25 protein-coding genes are annotated in these 26207 nt (G+C 64.1%); 12 read left to right on the top strand and 13 right to left on the bottom strand.

What is annotated here, in order from left to right:
• Positions 1 to 44 precede the first annotated feature (44 nt).
• Entirely contained in the window at positions 45 to 818 is a 774-nt protein-coding gene (locus tag ABIB91_RS12715; protein WP_354161255.1) for a ferredoxin--NADP reductase, read from the bottom strand.
• A gap of 156 nt (positions 819 to 974) precedes the next feature.
• Here ABIB91_RS12715 and ABIB91_RS12710 point away from each other — a divergent pair, with 156 nt between their 5' ends.
• Positions 975 to 2171, top strand: coding sequence for an amidohydrolase family protein (locus ABIB91_RS12710; protein WP_354161253.1), 1197 nt, complete (start codon positions 975 to 977; stop codon positions 2169 to 2171).
• 58 nt (positions 2172 to 2229) lie between these two features.
• On the opposite strand, the gene ABIB91_RS12705 is transcribed toward ABIB91_RS12710, so the two are convergent.
• From ABIB91_RS12705 to ABIB91_RS12665, 9 genes are all read right to left on the bottom strand, one after another.
• Entirely contained in the window at positions 2230 to 2619 is a 390-nt protein-coding gene (locus ABIB91_RS12705; RefSeq protein ID WP_354161250.1) for a hypothetical protein, read from the bottom strand.
• A 43-nt stretch (positions 2620 to 2662) separates the two neighbouring features.
• The gene (locus tag ABIB91_RS12700; protein WP_354161247.1) at positions 2663 to 3118 is read right to left on the bottom strand and encodes a MarR family winged helix-turn-helix transcriptional regulator; all 456 of its coding nucleotides are present in this window, start codon (positions 3116 to 3118) and stop codon (positions 2663 to 2665) included.
• Between the two features lie 14 nt (positions 3119 to 3132).
• The gene (locus tag ABIB91_RS12695; RefSeq protein WP_007592446.1) at positions 3133 to 3837 is read right to left on the bottom strand and encodes an ABC transporter ATP-binding protein; all 705 of its coding nucleotides are present in this window, start codon (positions 3835 to 3837) and stop codon (positions 3133 to 3135) included.
• Positions 3834 to 4625 carry an ABC transporter ATP-binding protein gene (locus ABIB91_RS12690; protein WP_354161244.1) on the bottom strand — a complete coding sequence of 264 codons (792 nt, stop codon included), beginning with the start codon at positions 4623 to 4625 and terminating at the stop codon, positions 3834 to 3836. Before ABIB91_RS12690 ends, ABIB91_RS12695 begins: the two co-directional genes overlap by 4 nt.
• Complete coding sequence (locus tag ABIB91_RS12685) at positions 4622 to 6511, bottom strand: ABC transporter permease (protein ID WP_354161241.1); 1890 nt, start codon at positions 6509 to 6511, stop codon at positions 4622 to 4624. Before ABIB91_RS12685 ends, ABIB91_RS12690 begins: the two co-directional genes overlap by 4 nt.
• A gap of 157 nt (positions 6512 to 6668) precedes the next feature.
• Entirely contained in the window at positions 6669 to 7871 is a 1203-nt protein-coding gene (locus ABIB91_RS12680; protein WP_354161238.1) for an ABC transporter substrate-binding protein, read from the bottom strand.
• Between the two features lie 25 nt (positions 7872 to 7896).
• Positions 7897 to 8481 carry an amino acid synthesis family protein gene (locus ABIB91_RS12675; protein ID WP_354103794.1) on the bottom strand — a complete coding sequence of 195 codons (585 nt, stop codon included), beginning with the start codon at positions 8479 to 8481 and terminating at the stop codon, positions 7897 to 7899.
• Between the two features lie 27 nt (positions 8482 to 8508).
• Positions 8509 to 9408 (bottom strand): UPF0280 family protein, encoded by a 900-nt coding sequence (locus tag ABIB91_RS12670; RefSeq protein WP_354161235.1) that lies wholly within the window; start codon positions 9406 to 9408, stop codon positions 8509 to 8511.
• Positions 9405 to 10862 carry a 6-hydroxynicotinate reductase gene (locus ABIB91_RS12665; protein ID WP_354161232.1) on the bottom strand — a complete coding sequence of 486 codons (1458 nt, stop codon included), beginning with the start codon at positions 10860 to 10862 and terminating at the stop codon, positions 9405 to 9407. The genes ABIB91_RS12670 and ABIB91_RS12665 overlap by 4 nt, the downstream gene beginning before the upstream one ends.
• Before the next feature lie 278 nt (positions 10863 to 11140).
• Here ABIB91_RS12665 and ABIB91_RS12660 point away from each other — a divergent pair, with 278 nt between their 5' ends.
• Together ABIB91_RS12660 and ABIB91_RS12655 are read left to right on the top strand one after the other, a co-directional pair.
• The gene (locus ABIB91_RS12660) at positions 11141 to 11623 is read left to right on the top strand and encodes a (2Fe-2S)-binding protein (protein WP_354161229.1); all 483 of its coding nucleotides are present in this window, start codon (positions 11141 to 11143) and stop codon (positions 11621 to 11623) included.
• The gene (locus ABIB91_RS12655; protein WP_354161226.1) at positions 11623 to 15153 is read left to right on the top strand and encodes a molybdopterin cofactor-binding domain-containing protein; all 3531 of its coding nucleotides are present in this window, start codon (positions 11623 to 11625) and stop codon (positions 15151 to 15153) included. Before ABIB91_RS12660 ends, ABIB91_RS12655 begins: the two co-directional genes overlap by 1 nt.
• Here ABIB91_RS12655 and ABIB91_RS12650 read toward each other — a convergent pair.
• Entirely contained in the window at positions 15150 to 16118 is a 969-nt protein-coding gene (locus ABIB91_RS12650) for a catechol 2,3-dioxygenase (RefSeq protein ID WP_007592461.1), read from the bottom strand. The genes ABIB91_RS12655 and ABIB91_RS12650 overlap by 4 nt on opposite strands.
• A 438-nt stretch (positions 16119 to 16556) precedes the next feature.
• Between ABIB91_RS12650 and ABIB91_RS12645 the strand changes: the two genes are divergently transcribed.
• The 3 genes from ABIB91_RS12645 (at position 16557) to ABIB91_RS12635 (ending at position 20120) form a co-directional block, all read left to right on the top strand.
• A complete protein-coding gene (locus ABIB91_RS12645; protein WP_354127860.1) occupies positions 16557 to 18296 on the top strand; it encodes an ATP-binding protein in 1740 nt (579 codons plus the stop codon).
• 103 nt (positions 18297 to 18399) lie between these two features.
• Positions 18400 to 18978, top strand: a complete 579-nt coding sequence (locus ABIB91_RS12640; RefSeq protein ID WP_219682566.1) for a peroxidase-related enzyme — start codon at positions 18400 to 18402, stop codon at positions 18976 to 18978.
• A gap of 200 nt (positions 18979 to 19178) precedes the next feature.
• Entirely contained in the window at positions 19179 to 20120 is a 942-nt protein-coding gene (locus tag ABIB91_RS12635) for a hypothetical protein (RefSeq protein ID WP_354161221.1), read from the top strand.
• Between the two features lie 17 nt (positions 20121 to 20137).
• On the opposite strand, the gene ABIB91_RS12630 is transcribed toward ABIB91_RS12635, so the two are convergent.
• Entirely contained in the window at positions 20138 to 20281 is a 144-nt protein-coding gene (locus ABIB91_RS12630) for a hypothetical protein (protein WP_354161218.1), read from the bottom strand.
• A gap of 150 nt (positions 20282 to 20431) precedes the next feature.
• Positions 20432 to 21055: a ParB-like protein gene (locus ABIB91_RS12625; protein ID WP_211399711.1), complete on the bottom strand. Its 624-nt coding sequence runs from the start codon at positions 21053 to 21055 to the stop codon at positions 20432 to 20434.
• 270 nt (positions 21056 to 21325) lie between these two features.
• Between ABIB91_RS12625 and ABIB91_RS12620 the strand changes: the two genes are divergently transcribed.
• The 6 genes from ABIB91_RS12620 to ABIB91_RS12595 all read left to right on the top strand — a co-directional run bounded on the left by ABIB91_RS12620 (position 21326) and on the right by ABIB91_RS12595 (position 26170).
• Positions 21326 to 21667 carry a hypothetical protein gene (locus ABIB91_RS12620; protein ID WP_007592473.1) on the top strand — a complete coding sequence of 114 codons (342 nt, stop codon included), beginning with the start codon at positions 21326 to 21328 and terminating at the stop codon, positions 21665 to 21667.
• A gap of 214 nt (positions 21668 to 21881) precedes the next feature.
• Positions 21882 to 22169: an acyl carrier protein gene (locus tag ABIB91_RS12615; RefSeq protein ID WP_007592476.1), complete on the top strand. Its 288-nt coding sequence runs from the start codon at positions 21882 to 21884 to the stop codon at positions 22167 to 22169.
• A 10-nt stretch (positions 22170 to 22179) separates the two neighbouring features.
• Entirely contained in the window at positions 22180 to 22650 is a 471-nt protein-coding gene (locus ABIB91_RS12610) for a 3-hydroxyacyl-ACP dehydratase FabZ family protein (protein WP_007592477.1), read from the top strand.
• Positions 22647 to 23852 (top strand): beta-ketoacyl-ACP synthase, encoded by a 1206-nt coding sequence (locus ABIB91_RS12605; RefSeq protein WP_007592478.1) that lies wholly within the window; start codon positions 22647 to 22649, stop codon positions 23850 to 23852. The genes ABIB91_RS12610 and ABIB91_RS12605 overlap by 4 nt, the downstream gene beginning before the upstream one ends.
• A 99-nt stretch (positions 23853 to 23951) precedes the next feature.
• A complete protein-coding gene (locus ABIB91_RS12600) occupies positions 23952 to 25229 on the top strand; it encodes a beta-ketoacyl-ACP synthase (RefSeq protein ID WP_007592479.1) in 1278 nt (425 codons plus the stop codon).
• 8 nt (positions 25230 to 25237) lie between these two features.
• Positions 25238 to 26170: a lipid A biosynthesis lauroyl acyltransferase gene (locus tag ABIB91_RS12595; RefSeq protein WP_219682562.1), complete on the top strand. Its 933-nt coding sequence runs from the start codon at positions 25238 to 25240 to the stop codon at positions 26168 to 26170.
• Positions 26171 to 26207 lie beyond the last annotated feature (37 nt).

Genomic DNA, 26207 nt, shown 5'->3' with positions numbered 1-26207 from the left:
GTCCGGCGGCGAAAATACGGTCTTATTGCGCGAAAATTCCGGGCCTAGCGTTCGGCGAAGGCCTTTTCGACCACGAATTGGGCCGGGTCGCCGTGATTGCCCTCGACAAGACCCCGCTCGCCGAGGAGTACGCGGGTATCCGCCACCAGCGCCGGGCTGCCGCAGATCATGACGCGATCGTGGGCGGCTTCCAAGGCCGGCAGGCCGATATCGGAAAACAGCTTGCCCGAGGTGATGAGGTCGGTGATGCGGCCGCGATTGCGGAAGGGATCGCGCGTCACGGTCGGATAGTAGATCAACTGGTTGCGGATGTACTCGCCGATCAGCTCGTCCTTGGGCAGCGTCTCGGTGATCATCTCGCCATAGGCGAGCTCCTTCACGTGCCGGCAACCGTGCAGCAGCACGACCTTCTCGAACCGCTCGTAGGTCTCGGGGTCCTTGATCACGCTCAGGAACGGCGCAAGGCCCGTACCGGTACCGATGAGGTAGAGGTTGCGGCCGTCCTCCAGATTGTCGATCACCAGCGTGCCGGTGGCCTTGCGGCTGACGATGATCTCGTCGCCTTCCTTCAGATGCTGGAGCCGTGAGGTGAGCGGGCCGTCCGGCACCTTGATCGAGAAGAACTCCAGCGTGTCCTCGTAATTGGCGCTGGCGACGCTATAGGCCCGCAGCAGCGGCTTCTCGCCGACCTTGAGCCCGATCATGGTGAATTCGCCGTTGCGGAAGCGGAAGGTCGGGCTGCGGGTGGTCTTGAAGGAGAACAGCGTGTCGGTCCAGTGGTGGACGCTCAAAACGGCTTCCTGATTGAAATTGCTCATCTCACCCTTCCGTGGCGCGTCGTGGCGGTTTTCAAGGCGGCAGCTATGCGTCGTTTGTACACGATCATTTGTATACTAATGAATAATCCGGCTTGATCCCGGGGTCAAGGCTGCCCAAGATCGGAAGCGTTGCAGTTAAGGATAAGGACCCATTCCATGGCGCATGACGCACCCCAGGCCCCCGGACCCTCGAAGCTCGTGATCCGCAATATCGGCCTGATCCTGTCCGGCGCGCTGGAAAAGCCGATCCTGGACGGCGACACCATCGTCGCCGAGAACGGCAAGATCACCGCGATCGGCCGCTTCAAGGACCTCAACACCGAAGGCGCGACCACCATCGTCGAGGCCAACGGCACCACGGTGGCGCCCGGCCTGATCGACAGCCATGTCCACCCAGTTGCGGGCGACTGGACGCCGCGCCAGAACCAGATCGGCTGGATCGACAGCAATTTGCATGGCGGCGTCACCACGATGATTTCCGCCGGCGAGGTGCACATGCCCGGCCGCCCGCGCGACGTCGTCGGGTTGAAGGCGATGGCAATCTTCGCCCAGCGCGCATTCTGGAATCTGCGGCCTGGCGGCGTGAAGGTTCACGCCGGCGCGCCTGTGATCGAGTGCGAGATGGTGGAGGAGGACTTCAAGGAGTTGGCCGCAGCCGGCGTCAAGCTGCTCGGCGAAGTGGGCCTGGGCGGCGTCAAGGACGGCCCCACAGCGCGAAAAATGGTCGGCTGGGCCCGCAAATACGGCATCCAGAGCACGATCCACACCGGCGGTCCCTCGATCCCCGGCTCCGGATTGATCGACAAGGACGTGGTGCTGGAGGCCGACACGGACGTGGTTGGCCACATCAATGGCGGCCACACCGCGCTTCCCGACGACCAGATCCGCTGCATTTGCGAGGGCTGCAAGCGCGGCCTCGAGTTGGTGCACAATGGCAATGAGCGCTCGGCGCTGTTCACGTTGCGCATCGCGCGCGAGATGGGCGATCTGCACCGCGTCATCCTCGGCACCGACGCGCCGGCCGGCTCCGGCGTGCAGCCGCTCGGCATTCTCCGCATGGTGTCGATGCTGTCCTCGCTTGGCGACCTGCCGGCAGAGGTCGCGTTTTGCCTGGCCACCGGCAACACGGCGCGGATGCGCGAATTGGATTGCGGCCTGATCGAAGTCGGCCGTTCCGCCGACTTCGTCATTATGGACAAGGCGCAGCATTCGGCCGGCAAGAACATTTTGGACAGCGTCCAGCTCGGCGACCTCCCCGGCATCGGCATGACCATCATCGACGGTATCGTGCGCACCCAGCGCAGCCGCAACACCCCGCCGGCCGGCAGGGTCCCGGAGGTGGTGGCGAAGTGACGCAGCCGGAGCGGCTCGCCGCTCCGCATAACTCCTCGGGAAAAAGCTGATCACGCGATCAGCGCTGTTTTGGGATTTCGCAACGAACGTAGAATTGCCGCTTGGCCTGCCCGACCGGACCGTTCTCGATCATCAGCCGCCCATCCGCCGCGACTGAAATTTTGGGACTGGAGCGATATTTCTCGCCCTCGCCTTCGCAGGCGAGCTTCATTTTCCAGCTGAGCTTCCCGTCAGCGGTGATCTCGCTGGCGCGGCACCTGGTCTCGTACCAATAGAGACGGTTGCCGCCCTCGATGCTCATCCGGTTGGCGCTGTCCTGGTCGCGGCAATCCTTTTTGGTTGACGCCCAGAACCCCTCATAGGCTTGCGCCGCAAGGGCGTGAGCACACTGGCCTGCCAGCACCGCACTCATACTCAGAACCATCGCAAAGCGGGTCGCCGCTCTCATACCGAAAAACCTCGACAAGACCTTCATCGAGGTTAGTCGCGCCTCACCGCAGCTTGTTCAACAGCGCCATCAGCATCTCGCGCTCCTTTGCCTCGAGCGGCGCCAGCGTCTCCCGGGTGATCGCGAGCGCATTCGGCGCGACCTTTTCCGCCAGCTGCTGGCCCGCGCGCGTCAGGCTGACCAGAAGCCGTCGCCCGTCCTCGGGATCCTGGCTGGTCTCGGTGAGGCCGCGCGCCGTCAAGCGATCGATCACGCCCTTGATGGTCGCCACATCCATCGCCGTCAGGCGTCCAAGCTGGTTCTGCGAGCATGGCCCGGCCTCGGCGAGCTTCGATAGCGCCGCCCATTGCGTCGGCGTGATATTGGTGCCGATCTCGCGAGAGAAGATCGCGCTGTGGCGCTGCCAGACCTGGCGGAGGATGAAGCCAATCTGCTCGTCGAGCACGTAAGCCGGCTTTGCCGGTTTGACGCTTTTCTTCGCCGCGACGCTTCTCGCCATCCGCTCCCCGCCCCCTACAACGACAAATGTGCGTCGCGGATATCCGGACGCGCATCGAGCTCGGCCATGGTGCCGCCGAAACAGATGCGGCCGCGCTCGATGATATAGGCGCGATCGGAGATCAGCCGCGCAAAGTGCAGATTCTGCTCGGAGACGACGATGCTGACGCCCTCCTTCTTCATGGTCAGGATGGCCTCAACCATCTGCTCCACGATCTTCGGCGACAGGCCTTCCGAGGGCTCGTCGAGCAGCACCAGCGACGGATTGCCCATCAGCGTGCGTGCGATGGTGAGCATTTGCTGCTCGCCGCCGCTCATGCGGCCACCCGGGCGATTTTTCATCTCGCCGAGGTTGGGGAACAGCGAAAACAGCTTGTCGCGGGTCCAGTGCGGCGCGTTCGGGCGCTTCGGCTGGCGGCCGACTTCCAGATTCTCTTCCACCGTCAGATCGGTGAAGATACGCCGCTCCTCCGGCACGTAACCAAGCCCATCGCGCACGATCTCATGCGTTGGACGCGCCGAGACATCCTTGCCTTCGAACATGATCCGTCCTGAGCGCTGCGCGACGAGCCCGACGATCGAGCGGAACGTCGTCGACTTGCCGGCGCCATTGCGGCCGAGCAATGCCACGACTTCCCCCTCGCCGACCTCGAAGCCGATGTCGAACAGGATATGGGCCGGGCCATAATGACTATTGAGGTCTTGCACCGTGAGCTTCATGCCGATGCTCCCTCGCGATGCCCGGCATCGTAAAGCAGGCCTTCGCCAAGGTAGACCGCCTGCACCTGCGGATTGCCGCGGACCTCGGCCGGCGAGCCCTCGGCGATCAGCGTGCCGCGGTTGAGCACGATGATGCGATCGGCGTGCTCGAACACCACGTCCATGTCGTGCTCGGTGAAGAGAACGCCGATCGATTTTTCCCGGGCGATCTGCGCGGTCAGCCGCATCAAATCGACGCGCTCGCGCGGCGCCATGCCGGCGGTCGGCTCGTCCATCAGCAGCAGCTTTGGCTGGTTGGCGAGCGCGACGGCAAGCTCGAGCCGCTTGAGATCGCCATAGGCAAGCTCGCCGCAAGGGCGATCCGCATAGCCGCCCATGCCGACCAGCTCGAGCAGTCGCCCGGCCTCGCCACAGTCGAAGTTCGGCGCCGAGCCCCAGAGATTGAACAGCTGCTTGCCATGCGAGATCAGCGCGACCTGCACATTCTCGCGCACCGTCATGGTCGCGAAGGTCGCGGTGATCTGGAAGGTGCGGCCCACGCCCATCCGCCAGATCTCGCGCGGCTTCCTGCCGGTTGTGTCCTCGCCGAGCAGGCGGACGTGGCCGGTGTCAGGCTTGTTCTGTCCGTTGAGCATATCGAAACAAGTGCTCTTGCCCGCGCCGTTCGGTCCGATCAGCGCCAGGATCTCGCCTGATCGCAGCGAGAACGAGACGCCGCGCACGGCGTGCACGCCACCATAGGATTTGGTCAGTCCTTCGACCGCGAGAAGTGGTGGGGCGACGCTCATTCGGCGGACTCGATCGGCTTGGCAAGCAAGGGCGACCCGGGAGGCGATGTCTTCCTGCGGCGCTGCGCCAGCATCTCCAGCATGCCGACGATGCCCTTGGGGAAGACGACGACGATCAGAACGATGAAACCGCCGAGCACGAGTTTTGACAGATCGGTCTGGCTGACCAGCCAGATGTTCAAGGCCTTGTAGACGATGGCGCCGATCACCGCGCCCGACACCGTCTCGACGCCGCCGAGCAGCACCATGACGAGCGCATCGACCGACAGCGAGATGCCGAGATTGTCCGGGAAGACGCTGCCCTTGAGGTAGGCGAACAGCGCGCCGCCGATGCCCGCGGTCGTGCCCGCGATCACGAAGGCGGTCCACTGGATCCGCTTGGCGTTGATGCCGACCGCTTCGCTGCGCAGCAGCGAGTCGCGCGTCGCCCTCAGCGCATAGCCGAATGGCGAGAACACCATGGCCCGCAGCGCGATCGTCACGAGCGCGGCAACGCCGAGCGACAGCCAATAGAAATGCGATGGGCTCGCCGCCCAACTCGAGGGCCAGACGCCCAGGATGCCGTTGTCACCACCGGTGACACTCACCCACTGGAACGCGATCGACCAGACGATCTGCGCGAACGCGAGCGTCAGCATCGCAAAATAGACGCCGGAGAGCTGTACCGCGAAGAAGCCGAACACGGCAGCGCCCATGCAGCCGAGCAGCGGCCCGAGCAACAGGCAGACGATCATCGGCAGCCCCGCCATCTTGGCGAGGAAAGCGACGCCGTAAGCGCCGAGGCCGAAATAGGCGGCGTGGCCAAAGGACGCGAGCCCGCCGACCGACATCAGGAAGTGCAGGCTGACGGCGAAGATCACGGAGATCGCGATCTCCGAGCCGACGGTCAGTGCATAGTTGCCGGCGAACAGCGGCAGCGTCGCTGCGATGACGAGCGCTGCAAGCGCAGCCAGCCGCTCATTCGACGTCAGCGGCCGCCAGGGATTGACGGTGAGACCCGGCGTCTTGCGCGCGGGGGCCTCTGGTTTGCCGAACAGGCCCCAGGGCCGCACGATCAGCACCGCCGCCATCACCAGGAACACCAGGATGATGGAGATTTTGGGAAAGATCAGGATGCCGAAGGCGTTGAGCTCGGAGACCAGCACCGCCGCGACGAAAGCACCGATGATGCTGCCGAGGCCTCCGATCACCACGACAACGAAGACCTCGACGATGATGCGCAAATCCATCGCATGATGCACGGCATCGCGTGGGATCTGGAGCGCACCGCCGAGAGCGGCGAGGAAAACGCCGACCGCAAACACGCTCGTGAACAGCCATTTCTGATTGACGCCGAGCGCTGCGACCATGTCGCGGTCCTGCGTCGCTGCGCGCACCAGCACGCCCCAGCGCGTGCGCTGGAACAGGAGCCAGAGGATGCCGAGCACGACCGGACTGAGCACGATCAGGAACAAATCATAGCTCGGGATGTTCTGGCCGAAGAAGTCGATCGCCCCCTTGAAGCCGGGTGCACGGCGCCCGACGAGATCGTCTGGGCCCCAGATCAGGACGACGAGGTCCTCGACCATCAAGGTCAGGCCGAAGGTCGCGAGCAGCTGGAACAGCTCGGGCGCGTGATAGATGCGCCGGAGCAGCACCATCTCGACAATGACACCGATCACTGCCACGGCAAGCGCTGCGATGACGATCCCGCCCCAGAAGCCGAACGTCCCCGATAGGCGCTCGGTGAGCGTGAAGGCGATATAGGCGCCGATCATGTAGAAGGCGCCGTGCGCGAAATTCACGATCCGCGTCACGCCAAAGATGATCGACAGGCCCGACGCCACCAGGAACAGCGACGCTGCGCTGGCGAGACCGGTCAGAAACTGTACGACATAAAAGGCCATCGGCGGTCCGGGTTAGTGTTGCATCACCTCTCCCCGCTTGCGGGGAGAGAGAGCTTCGTAGGGTGGGTTAGCGCAGCGTAACCCACCTCTTCTGGTTCTGCGGGTACAGACCGTGGTGGGTTACGCCTCCGGCTAACCCACCCTACGGCAGCGGAGATCAATCCTTCGGACGCAGCTTCTCGACTTCGGCATCACTTGGCAGATAATCCGCGCCCTTCTTGTAAGACGAGTCCACCATCACGCCCTTGCCGTCCTTCAGCGCGGTCTTGCCGACATAGGCACCGAGCGTCGACTGGTGATCGATCTTGCGGAAGGTGATCTCGCCCAGCGGCGACGGCATCGACAGCCCTTCCGCCGCAGTGATCAGCTTCTCCGGATCGGTCGAATTGGCCTTCGCCAGGATCGCCGCCGCCGACTTGATGGTCTGGTAGCCGACGATCGAGCCGAGGCGCGGATAGTCGTTGTACTTGGCCTGATAGGCCTTCAGGAACGCATCATGCTCGGGCGTCTTGATCGAGTACCAGGGATAGCCGGTGACGATCCAGCCCTCTGGCGTCTCCTCCTTGAGCGGGTCGAGATATTCGGGCTCGCCGGTGAGGAACGAGACGACCTCGCGTCCCTTGAACAGGCCGCGGGTGTTGCCTTCACGCACGAGCTTCACGAGGTCCGCGCCGAAGGTGACGTTGAGGATCGCTTCGGGATTGGCCGCGGCAACCGCCTGCACCACCGGGCCGGCGTCGATCTTGCCCTGCGGCGGCCACTGCTCGTCGACCCACTGGATGTCGGGCCGCTTCTCCGACATCAGCTTCTTGAACACCGCGACCGCGGACTGGCCGTATTCATAGTTCGGCGCAATCGTCGCCCAGCGCTTTGCCGGCAGCTTGCTGGCTGCTTCCACCAGCATCGCCGCCTGCATGTAATTGGAGGGGCGCAGTCGGAACGTGTACTTGTTGCCCTTCGACCAGGTGATGGCGTCCGTCAGCGGCTCGGCCGCCAGGAAGAACACCTTCTTCTGGTTGGCGAAGTCGCTGACCGCAAGACCGATGTTCGACAGGAACGTACCCGTCAGCATCGCCACGCCCTCGCTCGACACCAGCTCGTTGGCCGCGGTCTGCGCATCCGCCGGCTTGCCGCCGTCGTCCTTGGACACGACGATGAGCTTCTTGCCGTTGATGCCGCCGGCTGCGTTGATCTCTTCGACCGCAAGCTGCCAGCCCTTGCGATAGGGCTCGGTGAATGCCGGCAGCAGCGAGTAGCTGTTGATCTCGCCGATCTTGATGTCTTCCGCCAGGGCCGAATGAGCCATGCCGCTTGCCAACAGCGCGAACGCCGCGCCGACAAAATAGTTCTTTGCTCGCATCCCAACCTCCACTTTTCTGAAAAGATTAACGCAGTCCGTCTTCGCCCTTGATCTCCGCAACGGTCAGCCCGCCGACGCGCGGCAAAGGACGGCCGCTGTCGGTGACGGCGACCGCGACCATGATCTCGTTGGCGCGCGGCGCGTCGTTGATCTGCACTTCCATGCCGTCGAAATGACTGCGCACGAAGGCTGCATCCTTGTGGCCCAACGGAATGTCCAGCGTCGTGCCGGGTCCACTGCGCTTCTTCGACGACGGGATCAGCGCAGCGCCCTTGCCTAGCACTTTGCGCACCGGCGCACCCATTTTCGGGTGAAGGATGGCGGCTGCATGCTCCAGCTCGCCGTTCTCGCCGACGGCCGCGGCCTTGCCATAGCTCTGCGCCTTGGACCCGTCGATGCCAAGCGCCGCCACCGCGCGCTTCGACAGCAGCTCGCCGAGCTCCTCGCCGATCGCGATCAGCGGCGAGAGATCCTCGACATATTTTCCGGCAAACGGGTTCTCGATCACGGCGATTGCCGCCGCACGCCGCGTCGGCGGCGAGACCTGGCGGCCCATCTCCATCTGCGTCTCTTCGACAACGGTGACGATCTTGCGGATGATCGCGCTCATGATTTTTTCCTCGAGCCGCTTCCCTGTTCAGGCATGAACCGCGTTCTCTTGTACAAGCGGGCGCGATCGTTGCCGTTCAATATCCTTGGTCCCGATGACAAGCATATCACCACAAAGCTGCAACACGGCACCCTCGATCAATCCGCGATCGAATAATTGCCGTGCACATTCCGCGCCAGATTCGAGCGCGGTGGCGATCTCGTTCTGCGACAATCCACCAACGTTGCGGGTCACGAGCCGCGCGCCGAGATCGCTGTCGGGCTGAAGCTCGCACGCTGGCTTTCGGATGATCGCCGGATGCCCCGGCAAATCGACGGCATTCGCAATGATCGTCGCGGCGGCATCGGCTTGCGAGGCCGTTCCGGCCAACACGGTCACCGCATCGGCAATCCCAAGCGAAAAGCTGCGGCCGTGCCGTCCACTGGTCGCAATGCCGCGCACGGAATCATCGGCGTCCACCCTGATCGTCCGCATCACGCCGTCGCGATCGGGCCGGTCCATCAGGCCGACCGAAAAATGCCGGCCCTGGCCGAGATGTAGAGCAAGGTCGCCGCCATTGTTGACATAGGCCCGATCGAGCGCCGCAGCGTTCAGCATTGCGCCGAGAATCTCCTCCGCCACGCCGCCGGCAACCGCCGCCATCGGCGTAATGAAATCATCAGCGGCATAAGGCGCCACCGCGGCGTGCATGCGGCGCGCCACGACGCCAACCAGCAATGTCCGCTTCGGCTCAGCCGCCGCCCGCAGTTCGGGCAGTTCCGCGCAGAGCTCGTCGAGCAACCCCGTGAAGCGCCGGGCCGCAGCCTCATAGGCCGCACGCACTGCGTCGGCGGCCCCCCTCGCCTCGACGACCAAATCAATCGGTCCATCCTGCAAATGCAGCCGCCGGCCATCAGACAGCAACGCGATTTGCGGGAGCCTTGTCATGCCCGAGGCCCCGGAATCGGGTTCTGCCAGGGCAATTGGCGGACATCCTCGCCGCCCTGAACTTCGGAGAGCGGTTTCACATAATCCATGTGCCCGCCGAGCGCCGCATAGTCCGACAGCTTCATCGTGAATTCGATCGGCGCGACCAGCGCCGGCGTCGGCACGTAACCGAATGCCCCCGCCGGCATCTGCGTCACGTCGACCATGTAGGTAATGCCGCCGCCCGGCCAGACATAAACAGGCGCGCCGCCACTGGTGACGCGCGTCAGGGCGTCCTTCACCGAGCGCGTCAGCCGCACCGGATTGTCCGTCACGCCCGCCCGCAAGGAACCACCGGCGCCCGCCATGAACAGCACCGTACACAGCGCCGGTTCGCAATTCTCCTGAATGCGCTCGACCGAAAACTTGAGGTCATCCGGCATCTCGGTCTCGACCGGCTTCAAGGCTTCGTCGAGCACGTAATAGGACGAATGCTCGCCCGTCGTGGAGACCATCAGCATGGTGAGGCCAGGGTTGGCCTCCTTCGCGTCGAACGGTCCCAGGATTGCGAGCGGATCGGAGATATTGGTGCCGCCCCAACCCGTGCCGGGATCGGCGACCTGGAAATAGCGGCCGGGCGTCGAGCGGCGCCCCTTCATCTTGATGCCGGTATCGGCGATGTCGAGCAGCTTGCCGGCCTGGTGCTCCGAGAGCACGCCGGTGATATGGTCGTCGACCACGACGACCTCGTCGACCTTGCCGTGCCATTGCTTGGCGAACATGCCGATCGTCGCCGAGCCGCAGCCGACGCGCATGCGCTCTTCTTTCATGCCGTTGACGATCGGCGGCTGGCCGGCCTGCACCACCACGCTCGCGCCACCGTCGATGGTGAGTTCGACCGCCTTGCAATTTGCGAGATCCATCAGCGTGTCGCAGGTGACGCGGCCCTCCTTCTTGGAGCCGCCGGTCAGATGATGCACGCCGCCGAGCGACAGCATCTGCGAACCGTATTCGCTGGTGGTGACATGACCGACCGCCTCGCCTTGTGCACGGACGGTTGCCGTCTCCGGCCCGAGATAGCGGTCGGTGTCGATCTTCACCTTGATGCCGCAATAGGAGAAGATGCCCTCGGTGACGACAGTCACCATGTCGACGCCGTCGACCTCCGCCGAGACGATGAACGGCGCCGGCTTGTAGTCGGGATAGGTCGTCCCCGCGCCGATCGCCGTTACAAAGGTGGAAGGCTCGTGGACGATCTTGCCGTCCCAATCTTCGGTGCGGCTGAACGGAACGAGCTTGCCGCCATGCGACACGGTGCGCTCCAGGATCACATGCGGATCGACGCGGACGAGCTTGCCCTCGTGATTGGCATAGCGGTCGCAGGCGCCCGCCGCGCCCGGCTTGATGTAGCACATCACCGGACACGCATCGCAGCGGATCTTGTCGATGGCGGCGCTCGTAGGTTCAGTCACCATGTCAAAGCCAGCCGACAGTGCAGTTATCATTTGTACACGAACGATGTTGCGCGCCCTCCCGATGGCTGTCAAGCGGCGGTGCGGCGCAAAACATACGCCTGCCGCATAAAACCTCATTTGCCTACTCGCCCTGTCCACAAAGAAGGCATTCGCGCTGCACTGCGGCATGCACGGCTTGCACGTTTGTGTACAAACGGTATCGTCGCAACGTAGATTTTGAGCGGACTTGGAATTCGCGAAGCTTTGGCGGCGCTCAACAAGTCGACTTGGGAACGAGGATGACGCAGACACCGATCCGCATCACCGTGAACGGCAGGATCCACGAGATCACTGCGGCGCGAGACACGCCGCTGCTCTACGTGCTGCGCAACGATCTCGCGCTCAACGGTCCGAAATACGGTTGCGGCCTCGGTGAATGCGGCACCTGCACTGTCCTGATCGATGGCGCCGCGGCGCGCTCTTGCGTCATTCCGATCAGTGGCTGCGCCGGTCGCGACGTCGTGACGCTCGAAGGGCTCGGTACCCGCGACAAGCCGGATCTGGTGCAGCAAGCCTTCATCGACGAGCAGGCCGCGCAATGCGGCTATTGCCTCAATGGCATGATCATGACCACCAAGGCGCTGCTTGCGATCAACCCGCGGCCCACCGAGCAGGAGGCGCTGGCGGCGCTGCGCTACAATCTCTGTCGCTGCGGCACGCATATCGAAATTCTTCGCGCCGTGATGCGTGCGTCTGGCCAGCTCGCCGAGGCCGGTGATTGATGGCCTCCCCGCATCCGAACGGGGCTGAGCTGCAATCCGGCTCGCTCGTCGTCGTCCGCACGGTGGACGAGTGCACCTCCGAGACCTTCGTCCGCATTACCGCGGAGGGTTTGGTCAGCGCCTACAATGGTCATGTCGATCTCGGCACCGGCATCCGCACGGCGCTTGGCCAGATCGTGGCCGAGGAGTTGGATGTGTCCTTTGCCCGCGTCGTCGTCGTGCTCGGCGACACCGCAACGGTGCCGAACCAGGGCGCGACGATCGCGAGCGAGACCATCCAGATTACCGCCGTTCCCCTGCGCAAAGCCGCCGCGCAGGCGCGACACTTCCTGATCGCACGTGCGGCCGAGCACCTGGAGCTGCCGGCAGCCGATCTCAGGATCGAAGACGGCCTCGTGCGCGGGCACGACAATCGCAGCATCAGCTATGGCGAGTTGATCAGCGGGGAGACCATTCGTCTCGAGCTTGCCGACGACGTCGCTGTCAAGCCGGTCGACGATTACGCCATTGTCGGCCAGTCGATGCCCCGCATCGACCTCCCGGCCAAAGCCACGGGCGAGCTGACCTTCGTGCACGACATCCGCGTATCCGGCATGCTGCACGGCCGCGTGGTGCGCCCGCCCTATGCCGGGGTCGACGCCGGCCCGTTCGTCGGCACCAGCCTGATTTCGGTCGACGAATCCTCGGTGCGCGACATTCCCGGCATCATGGCCGTCGTACGGATTGGCGATTTCGTCGGCGTCGTCGCGGAGCGCGAGGAGAACGCGATCCGCGCGGCGGAGCAGCTTGCGGTGAGCTGGCGACCGACGCCTGAACTGACCGATCTCGCCGACGTCGAGAACGCGCTGCGCGCCAATCCATCGACGCCGCGGACGCTGATCGACAAGGGCGACGTCGACGCTGCCATTGCCGGCGCAGCCAAGCCGATGCGGCGCACCTACCTCTGGCCCTATCAGATGCATGCCTCGATCGGCCCGTCCTGCGCGGTCGCCGACTTCCAGGACGGCAACATCCGCGTCTGGTCGGGCACGCAGAACCCGCACGTGCTGCGCGCAGACCTGTCGCTGCTGATCGAGCGTCCCGAGAGCGAGATCGAGGTCATCAGATTGGAGGCCGCCGGCTGCTACGGCCGCAACTGCGCCGACGATGTCACCGCGGACGCGTTGTTGCTTTCGCGCGCTGTCGGCCGACCCGTGCGCGTGCAGCTGACGCGCGAGCAGGAGCACGCCTGGGAGCCCAAGGGCGCCGCGCAGCTCATCGACGTCAATGGCGGCCTGGACGCGGCGGGCGACGTCGCCGCCTACGATCTCGCCACGCGCTATCCCTCGAATGCCGCCCCGACGTTGGCGCTGTTGCTGACGGGGCGGATATCGCCGAAGCCGGACGTCCTCCAGATGGGCGACCGGACCGCGATCCCGCCTTACGATTACGGCCACATGCGCGTCGTCGCACACGACATGGCGCCGATCGTGCGCGCGTCCTGGTTTCGCGGCGTCTCGGCCCTGCCGAACACCTTTGCGCATGAATCCTATATCGACGAAGCTGCGACCGAGGCCGGCGTCGATCCGATCGAATATCGCCTGCGTTACCTGAAGGACCAGCGCGCCGTCGATCTCGTCCATGCGGTCGCCGAGCGGGCGGGCTGGACGCCGCGGCCGGTGCGCGAAGAGAAAGACGGCGAGATCGTGCATGGGCGCGGCTTTGCCTATGCGCTCTACGTCCACAGCAAATTCCCCGGCTACGGCGCGGCGTGGTCGGCCTGGGTCACCGACGTTGCCGTGAACAAGGCCACCGGCGACGTCAGCGTGACGCGCGTGGTCGCCGGGCAGGACTCCGGATTGATGATCAACCCGGACGGCGTGCGCCACCAGATCCATGGCAACGTCATCCAGTCCACCAGCCGCGCGCTGATGGAGGAGGTCTCGTTCGAGCGCGGCGCAGTCTCGGCGCGCGAATGGGGTGCCTATCCGATCATCCCCTTCCCTGACGTGCCCAAGATCGACGTGTTGTTGCTGCCGCGGCCGGACCAGCCGCCGCTCGGCGTCGGCGAGTCCGCCTCGGTCCCAAGTGCGGCTGCGATTGCGAACGCGATCTTCGATGCCACCGGCGTGCGCTTTCGCGAGCCGCCGTTCACGCCCGAGCGTATCCTCAAGGGGCTGCACGGCGGCGCCCCAGCCACGCCGCAGGCGTTGCCCGCTCCCGCTACGCCACAGCCAGCCCGTCTCTGGGAAAATCCCTTCGCGAAACGCGCCGGCGTCTTCGCGACGATCGCGGCAGTCTGCACCGCGGCAATCGGCATCGGTGCGGCTCTTTTGCCGGGCCGGGCCATCGCGCCGATCACCCGACCCGATGCATCTGTCTATTCCGCCGCAACGATCGCGCGCGGGCAACAACTGGCCGCACTCGGCAATTGCGCGGAGTGCCACACCATGATCGGCGGTGCGCTCAACGCCGGTGGCCGCGCCCTGGAGACGCCGTTCGGCACGATCTACGCAACCAACATCACGCCCGACGTCGAGACCGGCATCGGCGCCTGGTCCTATCCCGCCTTCGAGCGCGCGATGCGCGACGGGCTGCATCGCGACGGACGGCAACTCTATCCCGCCTTCCCCTACACGCACTTTTCGAAGACTGGCGATGCCGACATGCAGGCGCTTTATGCCTATCTGATGGCACAGCCAGTGGTGCGAGCGACGCAGCCTGCGAATACGCTCGCCTTCCCGTTCAACCTCCGCCCGCTACTTGCCGGATGGAATGCGCTGTTCCACCAGACGCGGGAGTTCAAGCCTGATCCCGCCAAATCCGAGGTCTGGAATCGCGGCGCTTATCTCGTCGAGGGCCTCGGCCATTGCAGCGGCTGCCATTCGCCGCGCAACGCACTCGGCGCCGAGCAGCGTGGCGCTTATCTCGCCGGCGGCTTTGCCGAAGGCTGGGAGGCGCCGCCGCTGACCTCGCTCTCGCATGCGCCGATCCCATGGAGCGAGGACGAGCTCTTCGCCTATTTGCGCACCGGCCACTCGCGATATCATGGCGTCGCCGCCGGACCGATGGCGCCGATCGTCAGGGATCTCGCGGCCCTGCCCGACCAGGACATCCGCGCCATGGCCGTCTATCTCAACTCGTTCAATGACGCCGCGACCGACGGGAAAGCCCAGGATGCGATTGCTCTGAAGCTCGAAGCTTCAACGCAAGTCACGATGCCGTCCTCAGCCGGCGCGCGACTCTATCAGGGCGCCTGCGCCGTCTGCCACGAGGTCGGCGGCCTGCCGCTGTTCGGCAGCCGCCCCTCGCTCGCGCTCAACAGCAATCTGCACAGCGCGACATCGGACAATCTCGTTCAAATCATCCTGCACGGCATCGCCGAGCCGGTGTCGAGCGATCTCGGCTACATGCCGGCATTCAAGAACAGCATGAGCGACGCACAGGTCGAGGAACTCGTCACGTTCCTGCGCAAGCAGTTCGCACCGGACAGGCCAGCATGGACCGGCGTGCGCGAGACAGTCACGCGCCTCCGGACCTCAGCACATTAAGCGTGCTTCTTCACGTCCACCGGCGGCGTGCCGTGCGTATGGAACGACTCAATCGTCTTCAGGCCCCAGGCCTGCCCCTTCTTGCGCTCCTCTTCCGTCCACACGATCGGCTTCCAGTCGGGCGCGAGGATGAGGCGCGCGCCGGCATTGGCGACTTCGACGCGATTGCCGCCGGGCTCATAGACATAGAGGAAGAAAGTCTGCTGGATCGCGTGCTTGTGCGGCCCGGTCTCGATGTGGATGCCGTTCTCCAGGAAGATGTCGGCGGCGCGCAAGATCTCCTCGCGGCTGTCGAGCGCGTAGGTGACGTGGTGGAAGCGGCCGGGCGTGCCGGAATGGTCGAGCGAATAGGCGAAATCGTAGCTCTTGTTCGACATCGTCAGCCACATCGCCGCTTCGCGGCCGTCGTTGAGCACGATCTGCTCGGTGAGCCGACAGCCGAGATAATTCTCGAAGAACTCGCGGTTCGCCTTGATGTCCACGGCGAGGCAATTGAGGTGGTCGAGGCGCCGGACGTTGACGCCACGCGCGGGAAAGCGCTGCGCCTGGTTCTTCAGTGCGGGCTTCAGCTCGGGTGGCGCCTGATACCATTCGGTCTCGTAATAGAGCTCGACGATGTGTCCATCGGGATCGCGGCAGCGGAAGGTCGGCCCCTGCCCCATATCGCCGTCGATCCAGCCGATGTCGAAGCCGGACCCTTTCAGCGCCGCAACGCGGCGCTCCAGCGCCTGCTGGCTGCGCGCACGCAACGCCATGTGCTCCATGCCTGACGTCTTCGACGCCGTCAGTTTGAGCGAATAGCGCTCGTAATCGTCCCAGCCGCGCAAATAGACCGACTCGCCCTTTTGTCCGCTGACGGTCATGCCCATGACGTCGACGAAGAATTTCAGGCTCTCGTCCGGCTTCGGCGTCAACAGCTCCATGTGGCCGAGATGAGCGAGATCGAGGATCGGTTCGGGCTGCATGGTGTCCTCCGAGGCGTGGCTTCCGATCCGCTGGACCGGATCCCGCGATCTGGCGCCGGCTGTAATCCGCTCACGCGCCGGCGGGCGGCACCGGGGTCGCCGGTTCATTTGTACTAATGTACAAATGATTAGGTCCCGTCAACAAATCAAACATCGCCCCCGAGCGAATGACGGGCCATCCAGGATGGCAACTCGTCCCCCGACCGGCGGACCGACTGCCTGAATGGTAAAATCTTCCTTAAGCACTCCCAGGCCCGCCGGCCGGGAAAAAGCAGCATTTTACGGCCGCTTCTGCCAGAAAGTTTGCATTGGGAACAAACCTCGCACCCGAATTGTCGCGGATTTAACGAAGCGCCGGCGCCTGCCGTTTAACCGTTTGTCCAGCGGCGGCCGTGCATAGTCCGGGGCAACCCGTTGCTCTTGCCAGGTTCATTCATTGTGACATCCTTTGGACGCGTGATTTCGGTTCGCGGGTCGCTCGCCCGGGTCGGGCTGCTGGCTGAAAGCCGGATGCCGGTCTCGGAAGTTCGGGCCACTGTCGGCCGCTTCGTCAGCATCCGCTGCGCCAGCTCGGTCATCGTCGCCATGATCACCGAGGTGTCCTGCGAGAACCTCTCGAGCAACGACAATTTGATCGCCATCGCCTCGGTCGACCTGCTGGGCGAAATCCTCAACGCGACCGGCAAGGCCAAATTCCAGCGCGGCGTCACCAACTATCCGACCATCGGCGATTCGGTCGATCTGATCACGAGCCAGGAGCTGCGCACGATCTACGCGCCCACCGGTTCCGACCAGATCAATGTCGGCTTCCTCCAGCAGGACAGCTCCGTCGTCGCCTATGTCGACATCGAGGAAATGCTCTCCAAGCACTTTGCGGTGCTGGGATCGACCGGTGTCGGCAAATCGACCGGCGTGTCGCTGTTGCTCAACGAGATTCTCAAGGCACGCCCGAACCTGCGCATCTTCCTGCTCGATGTGCACAACGAATATGGCCGCTGCTTCGGCGACCGCGCGCTGGTGCTCAACCCGCGCAATCTGAAACTGCCGTTCTGGCTGTTCAATTTCGAGGAAATCGTCGACGTGCTGTTCGGTGGCCGCGCCGGCGTGCCTGAGGAGCTCGACGTCCTCGCAGAAGTCATTCCGCTCGCCAAGGGCGTCTACACCCAATACCAGAACGCCGACCGCATCGGCCTGAAGCGCATCGATCCCAAACAGATCGGCTACACCGTCGATACGCCGGTGCCCTATCGCCTGGTCGATCTGATGTCGCTGATCGATGAGCGCATGGGCAAGCTCGAGAACCGCTCCTCGCGCATCATCTATCACAAGCTGATCTCCCGCATCGAGGCGGTCCGCAACGACCCGCGCTACGCCTTCATGTTCGACAACGCCAATGTCGGCGGTGACACCATGGCCGAGGTGATCAGCCATCTGTTCCGCCTGCCGGCCAATGGCAAGCCGATGACGGTGATGCAGCTCGCCGGCTTCCCGGCCGAGGTCATCGATTCCGTCGTCTCGGTGCTCTGCCGCATGGCCTTCGACTTCGGCCTGTGGAGCGACGGCGTTTCGCCGATGCTGTTCGTCTGCGAAGAGGCTCACCGCTACGCCTCCGCCGATCGCAATGTCGGCTTCGGGCCGACCCGCAAGGCGGTGTCGCGCATCGCCAAGGAAGGCCGCAAATACGGCGTCTATCTCGGGCTCATCACCCAGCGTCCGGCCGAGCTCGACGCCACCATCATCTCCCAGTGCAACACGCTGTTCACGATGCGTCTTGCCAACGAGCGCGACCAGGCGCTGCTGCGCGCCGCGGTGTCGGATGCGGCCGCGAACCTGCTCTCGTTCGTGCCCTCGCTCGGTACCCGCGAAGTGCTGGCGTTCGGCGAAGGTGTCGCACTGCCGACGCGGCTGCGCTTCAAGGAGGTACCGCCGCATCAATTGCCGCGCGGCGAAGCCACCATCAGCAGCGTGCCGTCCGTCACCTCCGGTCACGACATGCATTTCGTCGGCGCCGTGCTCGAGCGCTGGCGCGGTGCCACCTCGCAGCGCGACGTGCCGAACGATCCGTTGTTCTCGGCGCCGCCCGCGAAGACGCTCTCCAACGTCGAAGCCCCGATGCTGCAACCGTCGATGGGGTTGGATCCGGACCGCTTCTCGCTGCTGAAGAAGCCGCTGCGGTAAAGCAACGCTCGTTTTCCAGCTCCGGCATTGCCAGCCCGGCGTCACGTTGAGCATGGCACCGGCATCGACTATGGTTGCCGGCCCCAAGCCGGAATCCATGCCCATGACAAAGCCCGCGCAACGCTTCCCCGCTCCCGCCCTCGATGCGCTCCCTGACGACATCCGCACGCGTCTCCTCGGCGTGCAGGAGAAGAGCGGCTTCGTGCCGAACGTGTTCTTGACGCTGGCCTACCGCCCGGACGAGTTCCGCGCCTTCTTCGCCTACCATGACGCGCTGATGGAGAAGGACGGCGGCCTCACCAAAGCCGAACGCGAGATGATCGTGGTCGCGACCTCGGCGGCCAATCAGTGCCAGTATTGCGTGATCGCGCATGGCGCGATCCTGCGTATCCGCGCCAAGAACCCGCTGATCGCGGACCAGATCGCCACGAACTACCGCAAGGCCGACATCACGCCGCGGCAAAAGGCGATGCTCGACTTCGCGATGAAGGTCTCGGCCGATGCGCAGCGGATTTCGGAGGACGATTTCACCGCGCTCGCGCCGCATGGCTTCAGCGACGACGACATCTGGGACATCGCCGCAATCTCAGCCTTCTTCGCACTGTCGAACCGGCTGGCGAATTTCACCGGCATGCGGCCGAATGACGAATTCTATCTGATGGGACGGCTGCCGAAGAAATGACCGACTGCAGCGAACGCGGTAAGGACCGGGTCGCCGACAAATGCAGCGGATGAGTTCCCGTTTGACGGGAACTCTGTGTTTTCGCAATCGCATACGTTTTATTAAGAATCTCACCCTCAACTAGCACAAACGCTTTGGCACAACTTACGTAGTTTCCGTCACCGGAGACGTGGATGAGTCGTGCCTGTTGGGGGCTTCTCATGAACGTGCGGGCATTTGTTGTCGCGACCTGTATCGGCACGGCATTCTTCGCGGCCGGATACGCCTGGAACTATCAGCCGGAGATCATCAACGCGAACGAGATATGGAGCATGTTCGAATCGGAGCATGGCAAGGCGCGGGCTGCCGTCTTACGCGTCCTCATTGCGCCGAATTCAGCTAACTTCAACGGCCTGCGAACGATCGATGCAGACAAGGCAAGATACGTATGCGGCTCCGTAAAGGCGATGGATAAGGAGAGGCAGTATGTCGAGGCCGCGTTCGTTTACACTGTCGCGATCGATTTTGCCCGTATCGACGACGACGGCCGGATGACGTCGCAGCGCTCTGCTTACAGGCCCTGCCCAGACGCGGCCGACGACAAAATTGCCGACCAGAACACGCTGATATCGCCAGGAGCGCTGTCGATGATCAAGACCGTCGAAAAAATCATCCCCAAGTCCAGCGGCGGAACGATGGAACAACAGCTTGGCCAGCTGGCCGGACAGACAGCGGCGGTCGCGCCAGGTTCGGCGGTCGCGCGGAGATCGGCCGGCTCATCGGGTTCGGCAGGCTCCGCAGGGGCAGGATGGGCGCCAGCAGCCCAGCATTCGAGTTCGGGCGTGGAGGCACGACAAGCAGATGAACTGACGTGGCGTGTCGACCAGCCGCCGAACGCATGGCCGAATTTCCCGTCGGACCATCCGCTGGCGAAATCGACCCAGAAGCGGACGAGCGCCGAGGCCCTGGCTTTCGCGAAAGATATCGAGGGTCGATGGGAGGACGCCAAATCATCCGGCGTTCCGGCCAAGCGTCCTTCGCCTGAGGAGATCAAGGAAGCATGCCGCGCGCTTCTTACGATCGATCCCACGGACAAGGATTATCCGCGGGCCTGGGCCGCCTTTGTGCGGCTGCGCAAAATCGATCGCGACGCTGCTGGTTGAACCGGCGTGAATCTGTCCTAGCGGTTCGCCATCAACTCGAGCGCCGGGGCAAAGCGCTCTGAAAACGTCAATGTCTTGGCATGGTGAACTGCCGCGAACGATGCCGATATCCCGGCTGAAGCGACCACGAGCAGGGCAACGGCGAAAATCAGACGGCGCATTTCGGCCTCCTATGAGAGCTCGACAACCCCAACAGATGGCACGGTTTTGTTTCAGCACGGCTTCGCGCGGACGGAAGATGGTTTCGCTCAAGAGGCTGTGATCAGATCAGGTTTGCGCAGCTGCATGCCGTACTGCTGCGAGCGTTGCGTCTAATCATCCTCCGCTGGCCCACACCAGCCGGGCAGATAGATCGCATCCTTGCTCTTGGCTGAGGACATCGCCTTCTCGAGTGCCTTGTCGAAATTGGCATCCACAGCCTTGCGCGACAGCTTTCGGCGCAGATAATCGGCCCACAGGAATTCGGAGAACGGCGTGGTGTCCTTGGCGAAGCCGCCCATGCGGCGCAGCTCGCCGGCAAGGCTCCGGAAGGGATCATCCTTGAGATCGACGACGGATTTGGGCAAATCGCGGAACGGTCGCCGTTCACCCTTGGCGTCGTAGGGGTAAACCCAGCGCTTGTTGTCCATGACGCCCCAGAAAGCTTCGCGCTCGACCATCCTGAGGTCGCCGACGATGGTGACCAGCACCTCCTTGACGCCCTCGTCGTGCAGCGCGCGACCGAGATGATGATGGTCGATCACGTAATAGCGCTCGTCGGGGCCGTGCACGACGGGGATCATATGCTTGCCGAGCAGATCGGCCTGCTTCTTCTTGTCGTGCTCGCGCCAGCGCTTGCGCTTCTCCTTGACCTCGCGCATTCCGACGGTCATCTGCGTCGGCCGCAGCGACAGGATCGACACCGGATGCACTCTCGGTTCGCGCGTATTGGTCATGGTCGAAAGGCCTTTAACATGGTTGCAACTGCGTGGTCAGGTTCCCTGGACTATGCCATGGGCATCGCGCCGGCAAATGCATTCGGTTCGGTGGGTATTATTGCATCGCACCCTCTGCATGCCGGAACGACCACGGTTCCACGATCCTTCGTTCGCAGCCCTGCAGGATAGTGCGGACGCGCAATGCACGTGCGCGTTGAGAAGATTTTCTGCAACGCGTTCACCACGTATGCTATCTAAAAATCGCTGCTTCGGAGTGATCCCTGCACCATGACAACCCAGCGGCCCATAAGCTCGGATGACGAGCACCGGGTGCTCCAGTTCAGGCCGCGCACCTCGCCTTCCCCGACGGGCTACCGCGGCAACGGTAGCGTGCAGCAATTGCGCGTCGCGCCCGAGCCGCTCGACCTGTCGCGCTACGAGCAGCCCCGCACTGAACCGGACGATTTCCGCCATCGCATGCTCGCCAACATCGCGGCGCTGGCCTTCACCATCGCACTGACCGCGATCGGGATATGGCTCGCGGTGAGCATCGCCGACCTGCGTCGGACCCAGGATTGCGTGCTGATGGGCCGCCGCGACTGCGTGAAGATCACGACGCCGCACATCTAGGCAAGGCGTCTGGCGAGCAAGACAAACGGCTCAGCCGGGCATCCCTGCCCTGTCCCCACACCCGCCGGCTCCATTGAACTCAGGGCGGCGCTCCGATATACGGGCTTTCGACCCGGCCAGAGGGGGGTTGAGGGCGTCATCGGGGCGCGATGCCCACCCACCGTTCCACTCTGGACAATCTGACAAATATCTGCAAAATATCAAAGGCTTAGTGATGTCCTCCACATTCGATCAGGTCGCTACGATCATCGCTGAAACCTGCGACATCCCGCGCGACACGATCACGCCGGATAGCCATGCCATCGATGACCTCGGCATCGACAGCCTCGATTTCCTGGACATCGCGTTCGCGATCGACAAGCAGTTCGGTATCAAGCTGCCGCTGGAGAAGTGGACCCAGGAGGTCAACGACGGCAAAGCGACCACCGAGCAGTACTTCGTGCTGAAAAACCTGTGTGCCCGCATCGACGAACTGGTTGCGGCCAAGGGCGCGAGCGCCTAAGCGCGCGGTCATGCAACTCGAATACTTTCACATGATAGATCGCGTCGTCGACCTCAACGTCGACGCGAAGACGATTGTCGTCGAGGCTCAGGTCCCGATGGAAAGCACCATCTTCGAGGGGCACTTCCCGGGCTATCCCCTGATGCCCGGCGTGCTCCTGATCGAATCGATGGCGCAGGCCTCGGGCTGGCTTCAGCTTGGCGTGCTCAAATTCGAGCGCATGCCGATCCTGGCTGCCGTCAAGGAGGCCAAGGTCCGCGGCTCGGTCTTCCCCGGCGATCTCATGAGCATCGAGGCGAGCCTGACCCATCAGGGCTCGGGCTACGCCGTGACCGAAGCCAAGATCAAGGTCGGCGGCAAGCTGCGCGCGAATTCGACGCTGACCTTCACGCAGATTCCCTTCCCCCATGCGGATATGCGCGCCCACATGGACGCGGTCGCCAAACGCGTCGGCTTTCCGCAACAGGCCGTATCGCCATGACCGAGACTGCTTCGAAGCCCGCCCAGACGGAAGTCTGGATCACCGGCATTGGCCTCGCCACCTCGCTCGGCGAGGGCCTGGACGCCAACTGGGCCGCGCTTCAGGAGAAGCGCATCAATGTCGACGAGAAGGGCTTTGCGCCCTACATCGTGCACCCCCTGATGCCTGTTACCTTCGACAGCCAGATTCCGAAGAAGGGCGACCAGCGCCAGATGGAAGCCTGGCAGCGCATCGGCACCTATGCGGCCGGGCTTGCGCTCGACTCCGCCGGGATCAAGGGCAACAAGGACATCCTGTCGAAGATCGACATGGTGGTCGCCGCCGGCGGCGGCGAGCGCGATCTCAACGTCGACACCGGCGTGCTCACGGCCGAGGCCAAGGGCGCCAACGCGCCCGGCTTCCTCAACGAGCGGCTGATGAGCGATCTCAGGCCGACGCTGTTCCTGGCCCAGCTCTCCAACCTGCTCGCCGGCAATATCGCCATCGTGCATGGCATTGGCGGCACCTCGCGCACCTTCATGGGTGAAGAGGTTGCCGGCGCCGATGCCGCCCGCATTGCATTGTCGCGCATCGCCTCCGGCGAGAGCGACATCGCGTTGATCGGCGGCTCGCACAATGGCGAGCGCAAGGACCTGATGGTCCTCTACGAATTCGGCGACTTCAATCTGAAGGACAAGTTCGCCCCCGTGTGGGCGCGCAAGGACCACGCCGGCTTCGCGCTCGGCTCCGCTGGCGCGTTCCTGGTGCTGGAGTCGAAGGCGCATGCGGAAGCGCGCGGCGCAAAGCCATTCGCGAAGCTGTCGAGCGTCGTTGCCGACCTTGCCCGGCGCAAGACCCCCGGCGACATGGCCGCGACGCTGGAGAAGCTTTGGGCAAAGTTGCCGAAGCGCGACGGCAAGGGCGCGATCATATCGGGTGCGACCGGCGCTGAGCCGGCGACATCGGAAGAGCGCGGCTTCCTGAAGGGCCACGCCGAGTTCCCGGTGCGCTCGACCGGCACGATGTTCGGCCACACCATGGAGACGCAATTCCCGCTCGGCATCGCGCTCGCCGCGCTGTCGATCTCGCGCGGCGCCCTGTTTCCGCCGAACGATTCCACGGGCACCGAGATTGAAATGCAGGGAGCGCCCACCCAGATTGTGGTGGTGGGGGCCGGACACTGGCGCGGCGAAGGCATGGCGCTGGTCGAGGCAGTAAGCTGAAGCGCGTTGCGCTTTGGCAGGTTATTGTTTGGGCATGATCTTCTCGAAAAACCGCTTCACGCTTTTTCGGATCTTGCTCCAGCTCAAGCGGGGATCGACATGACTGCACCACGCGACAAACTCGGGCGTCCCGTCGTCGTCGTCACCGGCATGGGCATCATGACCTCGCTCGGCAACGGCAAGACCGACAATTGGGCGAAGCTCGTCGCCGGCGAATCGGGCATCCGCACCATCACGCGCTTTCCGGTCGACGGCCTGAAAACCACGATGGCCGGCACGGTGGATTTCGTCAGCGTCGATCCGTTCTCCTCCACCGCCCTGTCCGAGCGGATGGCCGAACTGGTGACGCAGGAGGCGCTGGACCAGGCCGGCATCGGCGCCAAGGCGGATTTCCCGGGTCCTCTCTTCCTTGCGGTCGCACCTGTCGAAGTCGAATGGCCGCAGCGCCGCGAGCTCGGCCGCGCCGTCGGTAAGCTCGACTTCAACTACGACGATCTGCTGCGCATCTCCGGCGGCGGCAAGTACAGCGCCTATCACCACCGCTTCATGTTCGGTTCGGTCGCGGCCTACCTCGCCGAGACCTTCGGCACTAAGGGCTCGCCGATCTCGTTGTCGACGGCCTGCGCCTCGGGCGCGACCTCGATCCAACTCGGCGTCGAGGCGATCCGCCGCGGCGAAACCGATGCCGCGCTGTGCGTGGCGACCGACGGCACCGTGAATCCGGAGGCGCTCGTGCGCTTCTCGCTGCTCTCGGCGCTGTCGACCCAGAACGACCCGCCGCAGGCGGCCTCCCGTCCCTTCTCCAAGAACCGCGACGGTTTTGTCATGGCCGAAGGCGCAGGTGCGCTGGTGCTCGAAAGCTATGAAGCCGCCACCGCGCGCGGCGCAAAAATCCTCGGCGTGATCGCCGGCTGCGGCGAGCTCACCGACTCCTTCCATCGCACCCGCTCCTCGCCCGACGGCAAGCCGATCATCGGCTGCATGAACAAGACGCTGGCCGATGCCGGCATGACGCCGGACCAGATCGACCACATCAACGCGCACGGCACCGCGACGCCCGAGAACGACAAGATGGAATACAATACGACATCGGCCGTGTTCGGCGAACTCGTGTCGAAGATTCCGGTTACCTCCAACAAGTCGATGGTCGGCCACACCATCTCGGCCGCCGGCGCGGTCGAGGCGATCTTCTCGCTGCTCACGCTGGAGCATCAGCGCATCCCGCCGACGATCAACTACGACAATCCGGATCCCACGATCCTGTTCGACGTCGTCGGCAACAAGGCACGCGATGCCCGCGTCACCGCGGTGATGTCGAACTCGTTCGGCTTCGGCGGCCAGAACGCCTCGCTGATCCTGACCCGCGAACCGGCCTGACCGGACGCATGGCGCTGCTTCCTGCGAGGACGAAGGCGCGCGCGCGGCAGACGGCCAAATCGATCGGTGGAGGCCTGATCGGGGCTGCCACCGTCGGCATGTTGCGCACCACGCGTTACTTCGATCCGGCCAAGACCTCGGACTTTTTCGCACGCGCCACCAGGCTGATCGGGCCGCGCCTTCGCGAGCACCGCATCGGCCGCGCCAATCTCACCGCCGCCTTTCCGGACAAGTCGCCCGAGGAAATCGAATCCATCCTGATGGGCGTCTGGGACAATCTCGGCCGCGTCGGCGCCGAATTCGCCCACATGGACCACGTCTGGGATTATGACCGCGATCATCCCGACAACAGCCGGATCGAACTGCCCGACCGCAGCATCGAGCTGTTCGACCGCATCCGCGACGACGGCAAGCCGGCGCTGATCTTCGCCGCGCATCTGGCCAATTGGGAATTGCCGGCGCTCGCCGCCGTCGCACACGGGCTCGATGCGGCGATCCTCTACCGCCGCCCGAACATCGCCTCCGCCGACCGCATCATCCAGGAGATGCGCCAGGTCAACATGGGCACACTGATCCCCGCGGGGCGCGACGCGCCGCTGCGGCTCGCGCAGGCGCTCAAAGACGGCAAGCACGTCGCGATGCTGATCGACCAATATCTGACTGGCGGCGTCGAGGTCACCTTCTTCGGCCGCAAGACCCGCGCCAATCCAATGCTGGCGCGCCTGTTGCGCCAGGTCGAATGCCCGATCCACGGCGTCCGCGTCATCCGCCTGCCCGGCGGCCGCTTCACCGCCGAGATCACCGAAGAGGTCCAGCCGGTGCGCGACGCCGACGGCAAGATCGACATCCAGGGCACGACCCAGGCGATCACGAGCGTGGTGGAAGGCTGGGTGCGCGAGCATCCCGAGCAGTGGCTGTGGCTGCACCGAAGGTGGCGGTAGGCGCTCGATCGTCTTTCCGGGACGATGCGAAAGCATC

The sequence above is a fragment of the Bradyrhizobium sp. JR4.3 genome, assembly GCF_040547695.1.
Taxonomy (GTDB): domain Bacteria; phylum Pseudomonadota; class Alphaproteobacteria; order Rhizobiales; family Xanthobacteraceae; genus Bradyrhizobium; species Bradyrhizobium canariense.
This window is presented reverse-complemented; position numbering and strand designations above follow the sequence as displayed.

Bases quoted from the DNA above. Each gene is read 5' to 3' on its own strand.
- ABIB91_RS12715 (WP_354161255.1), bottom strand. From the start codon at position 818: ATGAGCAATTTCAATCAGGAAGCCGTTTTGAGCGTCCACCACTGGACC.
- ABIB91_RS12710 (WP_354161253.1), top strand. From the start codon at position 975: ATGGCGCATGACGCACCCCAGGCCCCCGGACCCTCGAAGCTCGTGATC.
- ABIB91_RS12705 (WP_354161250.1), bottom strand. From the start codon at position 2,619: ATGAGAGCGGCGACCCGCTTTGCGATGGTTCTGAGTATGAGTGCGGTG.
- ABIB91_RS12700 (WP_354161247.1), bottom strand. From the start codon at position 3,118: ATGGCGAGAAGCGTCGCGGCGAAGAAAAGCGTCAAACCGGCAAAGCCG.
- ABIB91_RS12695 (WP_007592446.1), bottom strand. From the start codon at position 3,837: ATGAAGCTCACGGTGCAAGACCTCAATAGTCATTATGGCCCGGCCCAT.
- ABIB91_RS12690 (WP_354161244.1), bottom strand. From the start codon at position 4,625: ATGAGCGTCGCCCCACCACTTCTCGCGGTCGAAGGACTGACCAAATCC.
- ABIB91_RS12685 (WP_354161241.1), bottom strand. From the start codon at position 6,511: ATGGCCTTTTATGTCGTACAGTTTCTGACCGGTCTCGCCAGCGCAGCG.
- ABIB91_RS12680 (WP_354161238.1), bottom strand. From the start codon at position 7,871: ATGCGAGCAAAGAACTATTTTGTCGGCGCGGCGTTCGCGCTGTTGGCA.
- ABIB91_RS12675 (WP_354103794.1), bottom strand. From the start codon at position 8,481: ATGAGCGCGATCATCCGCAAGATCGTCACCGTTGTCGAAGAGACGCAG.
- ABIB91_RS12670 (WP_354161235.1), bottom strand. From the start codon at position 9,408: ATGACAAGGCTCCCGCAAATCGCGTTGCTGTCTGATGGCCGGCGGCTG.
- ABIB91_RS12665 (WP_354161232.1), bottom strand. From the start codon at position 10,862: ATGGTGACTGAACCTACGAGCGCCGCCATCGACAAGATCCGCTGCGAT.
- ABIB91_RS12660 (WP_354161229.1), top strand. From the start codon at position 11,141: ATGACGCAGACACCGATCCGCATCACCGTGAACGGCAGGATCCACGAG.
- ABIB91_RS12655 (WP_354161226.1), top strand. From the start codon at position 11,623: ATGGCCTCCCCGCATCCGAACGGGGCTGAGCTGCAATCCGGCTCGCTC.
- ABIB91_RS12650 (WP_007592461.1), bottom strand. From the start codon at position 16,118: ATGCAGCCCGAACCGATCCTCGATCTCGCTCATCTCGGCCACATGGAG.
- ABIB91_RS12640 (WP_219682566.1), top strand. From the start codon at position 18,400: ATGACAAAGCCCGCGCAACGCTTCCCCGCTCCCGCCCTCGATGCGCTC.
- ABIB91_RS12635 (WP_354161221.1), top strand. From the start codon at position 19,179: ATGAACGTGCGGGCATTTGTTGTCGCGACCTGTATCGGCACGGCATTC.
- ABIB91_RS12630 (WP_354161218.1), bottom strand. From the start codon at position 20,281: ATGCGCCGTCTGATTTTCGCCGTTGCCCTGCTCGTGGTCGCTTCAGCC.
- ABIB91_RS12625 (WP_211399711.1), bottom strand. From the start codon at position 21,055: ATGACCAATACGCGCGAACCGAGAGTGCATCCGGTGTCGATCCTGTCG.
- ABIB91_RS12620 (WP_007592473.1), top strand. From the start codon at position 21,326: ATGACAACCCAGCGGCCCATAAGCTCGGATGACGAGCACCGGGTGCTC.
- ABIB91_RS12615 (WP_007592476.1), top strand. From the start codon at position 21,882: ATGTCCTCCACATTCGATCAGGTCGCTACGATCATCGCTGAAACCTGC.
- ABIB91_RS12610 (WP_007592477.1), top strand. From the start codon at position 22,180: ATGCAACTCGAATACTTTCACATGATAGATCGCGTCGTCGACCTCAAC.
- ABIB91_RS12605 (WP_007592478.1), top strand. From the start codon at position 22,647: ATGACCGAGACTGCTTCGAAGCCCGCCCAGACGGAAGTCTGGATCACC.
- ABIB91_RS12600 (WP_007592479.1), top strand. From the start codon at position 23,952: ATGACTGCACCACGCGACAAACTCGGGCGTCCCGTCGTCGTCGTCACC.
- ABIB91_RS12595 (WP_219682562.1), top strand. From the start codon at position 25,238: ATGGCGCTGCTTCCTGCGAGGACGAAGGCGCGCGCGCGGCAGACGGCC.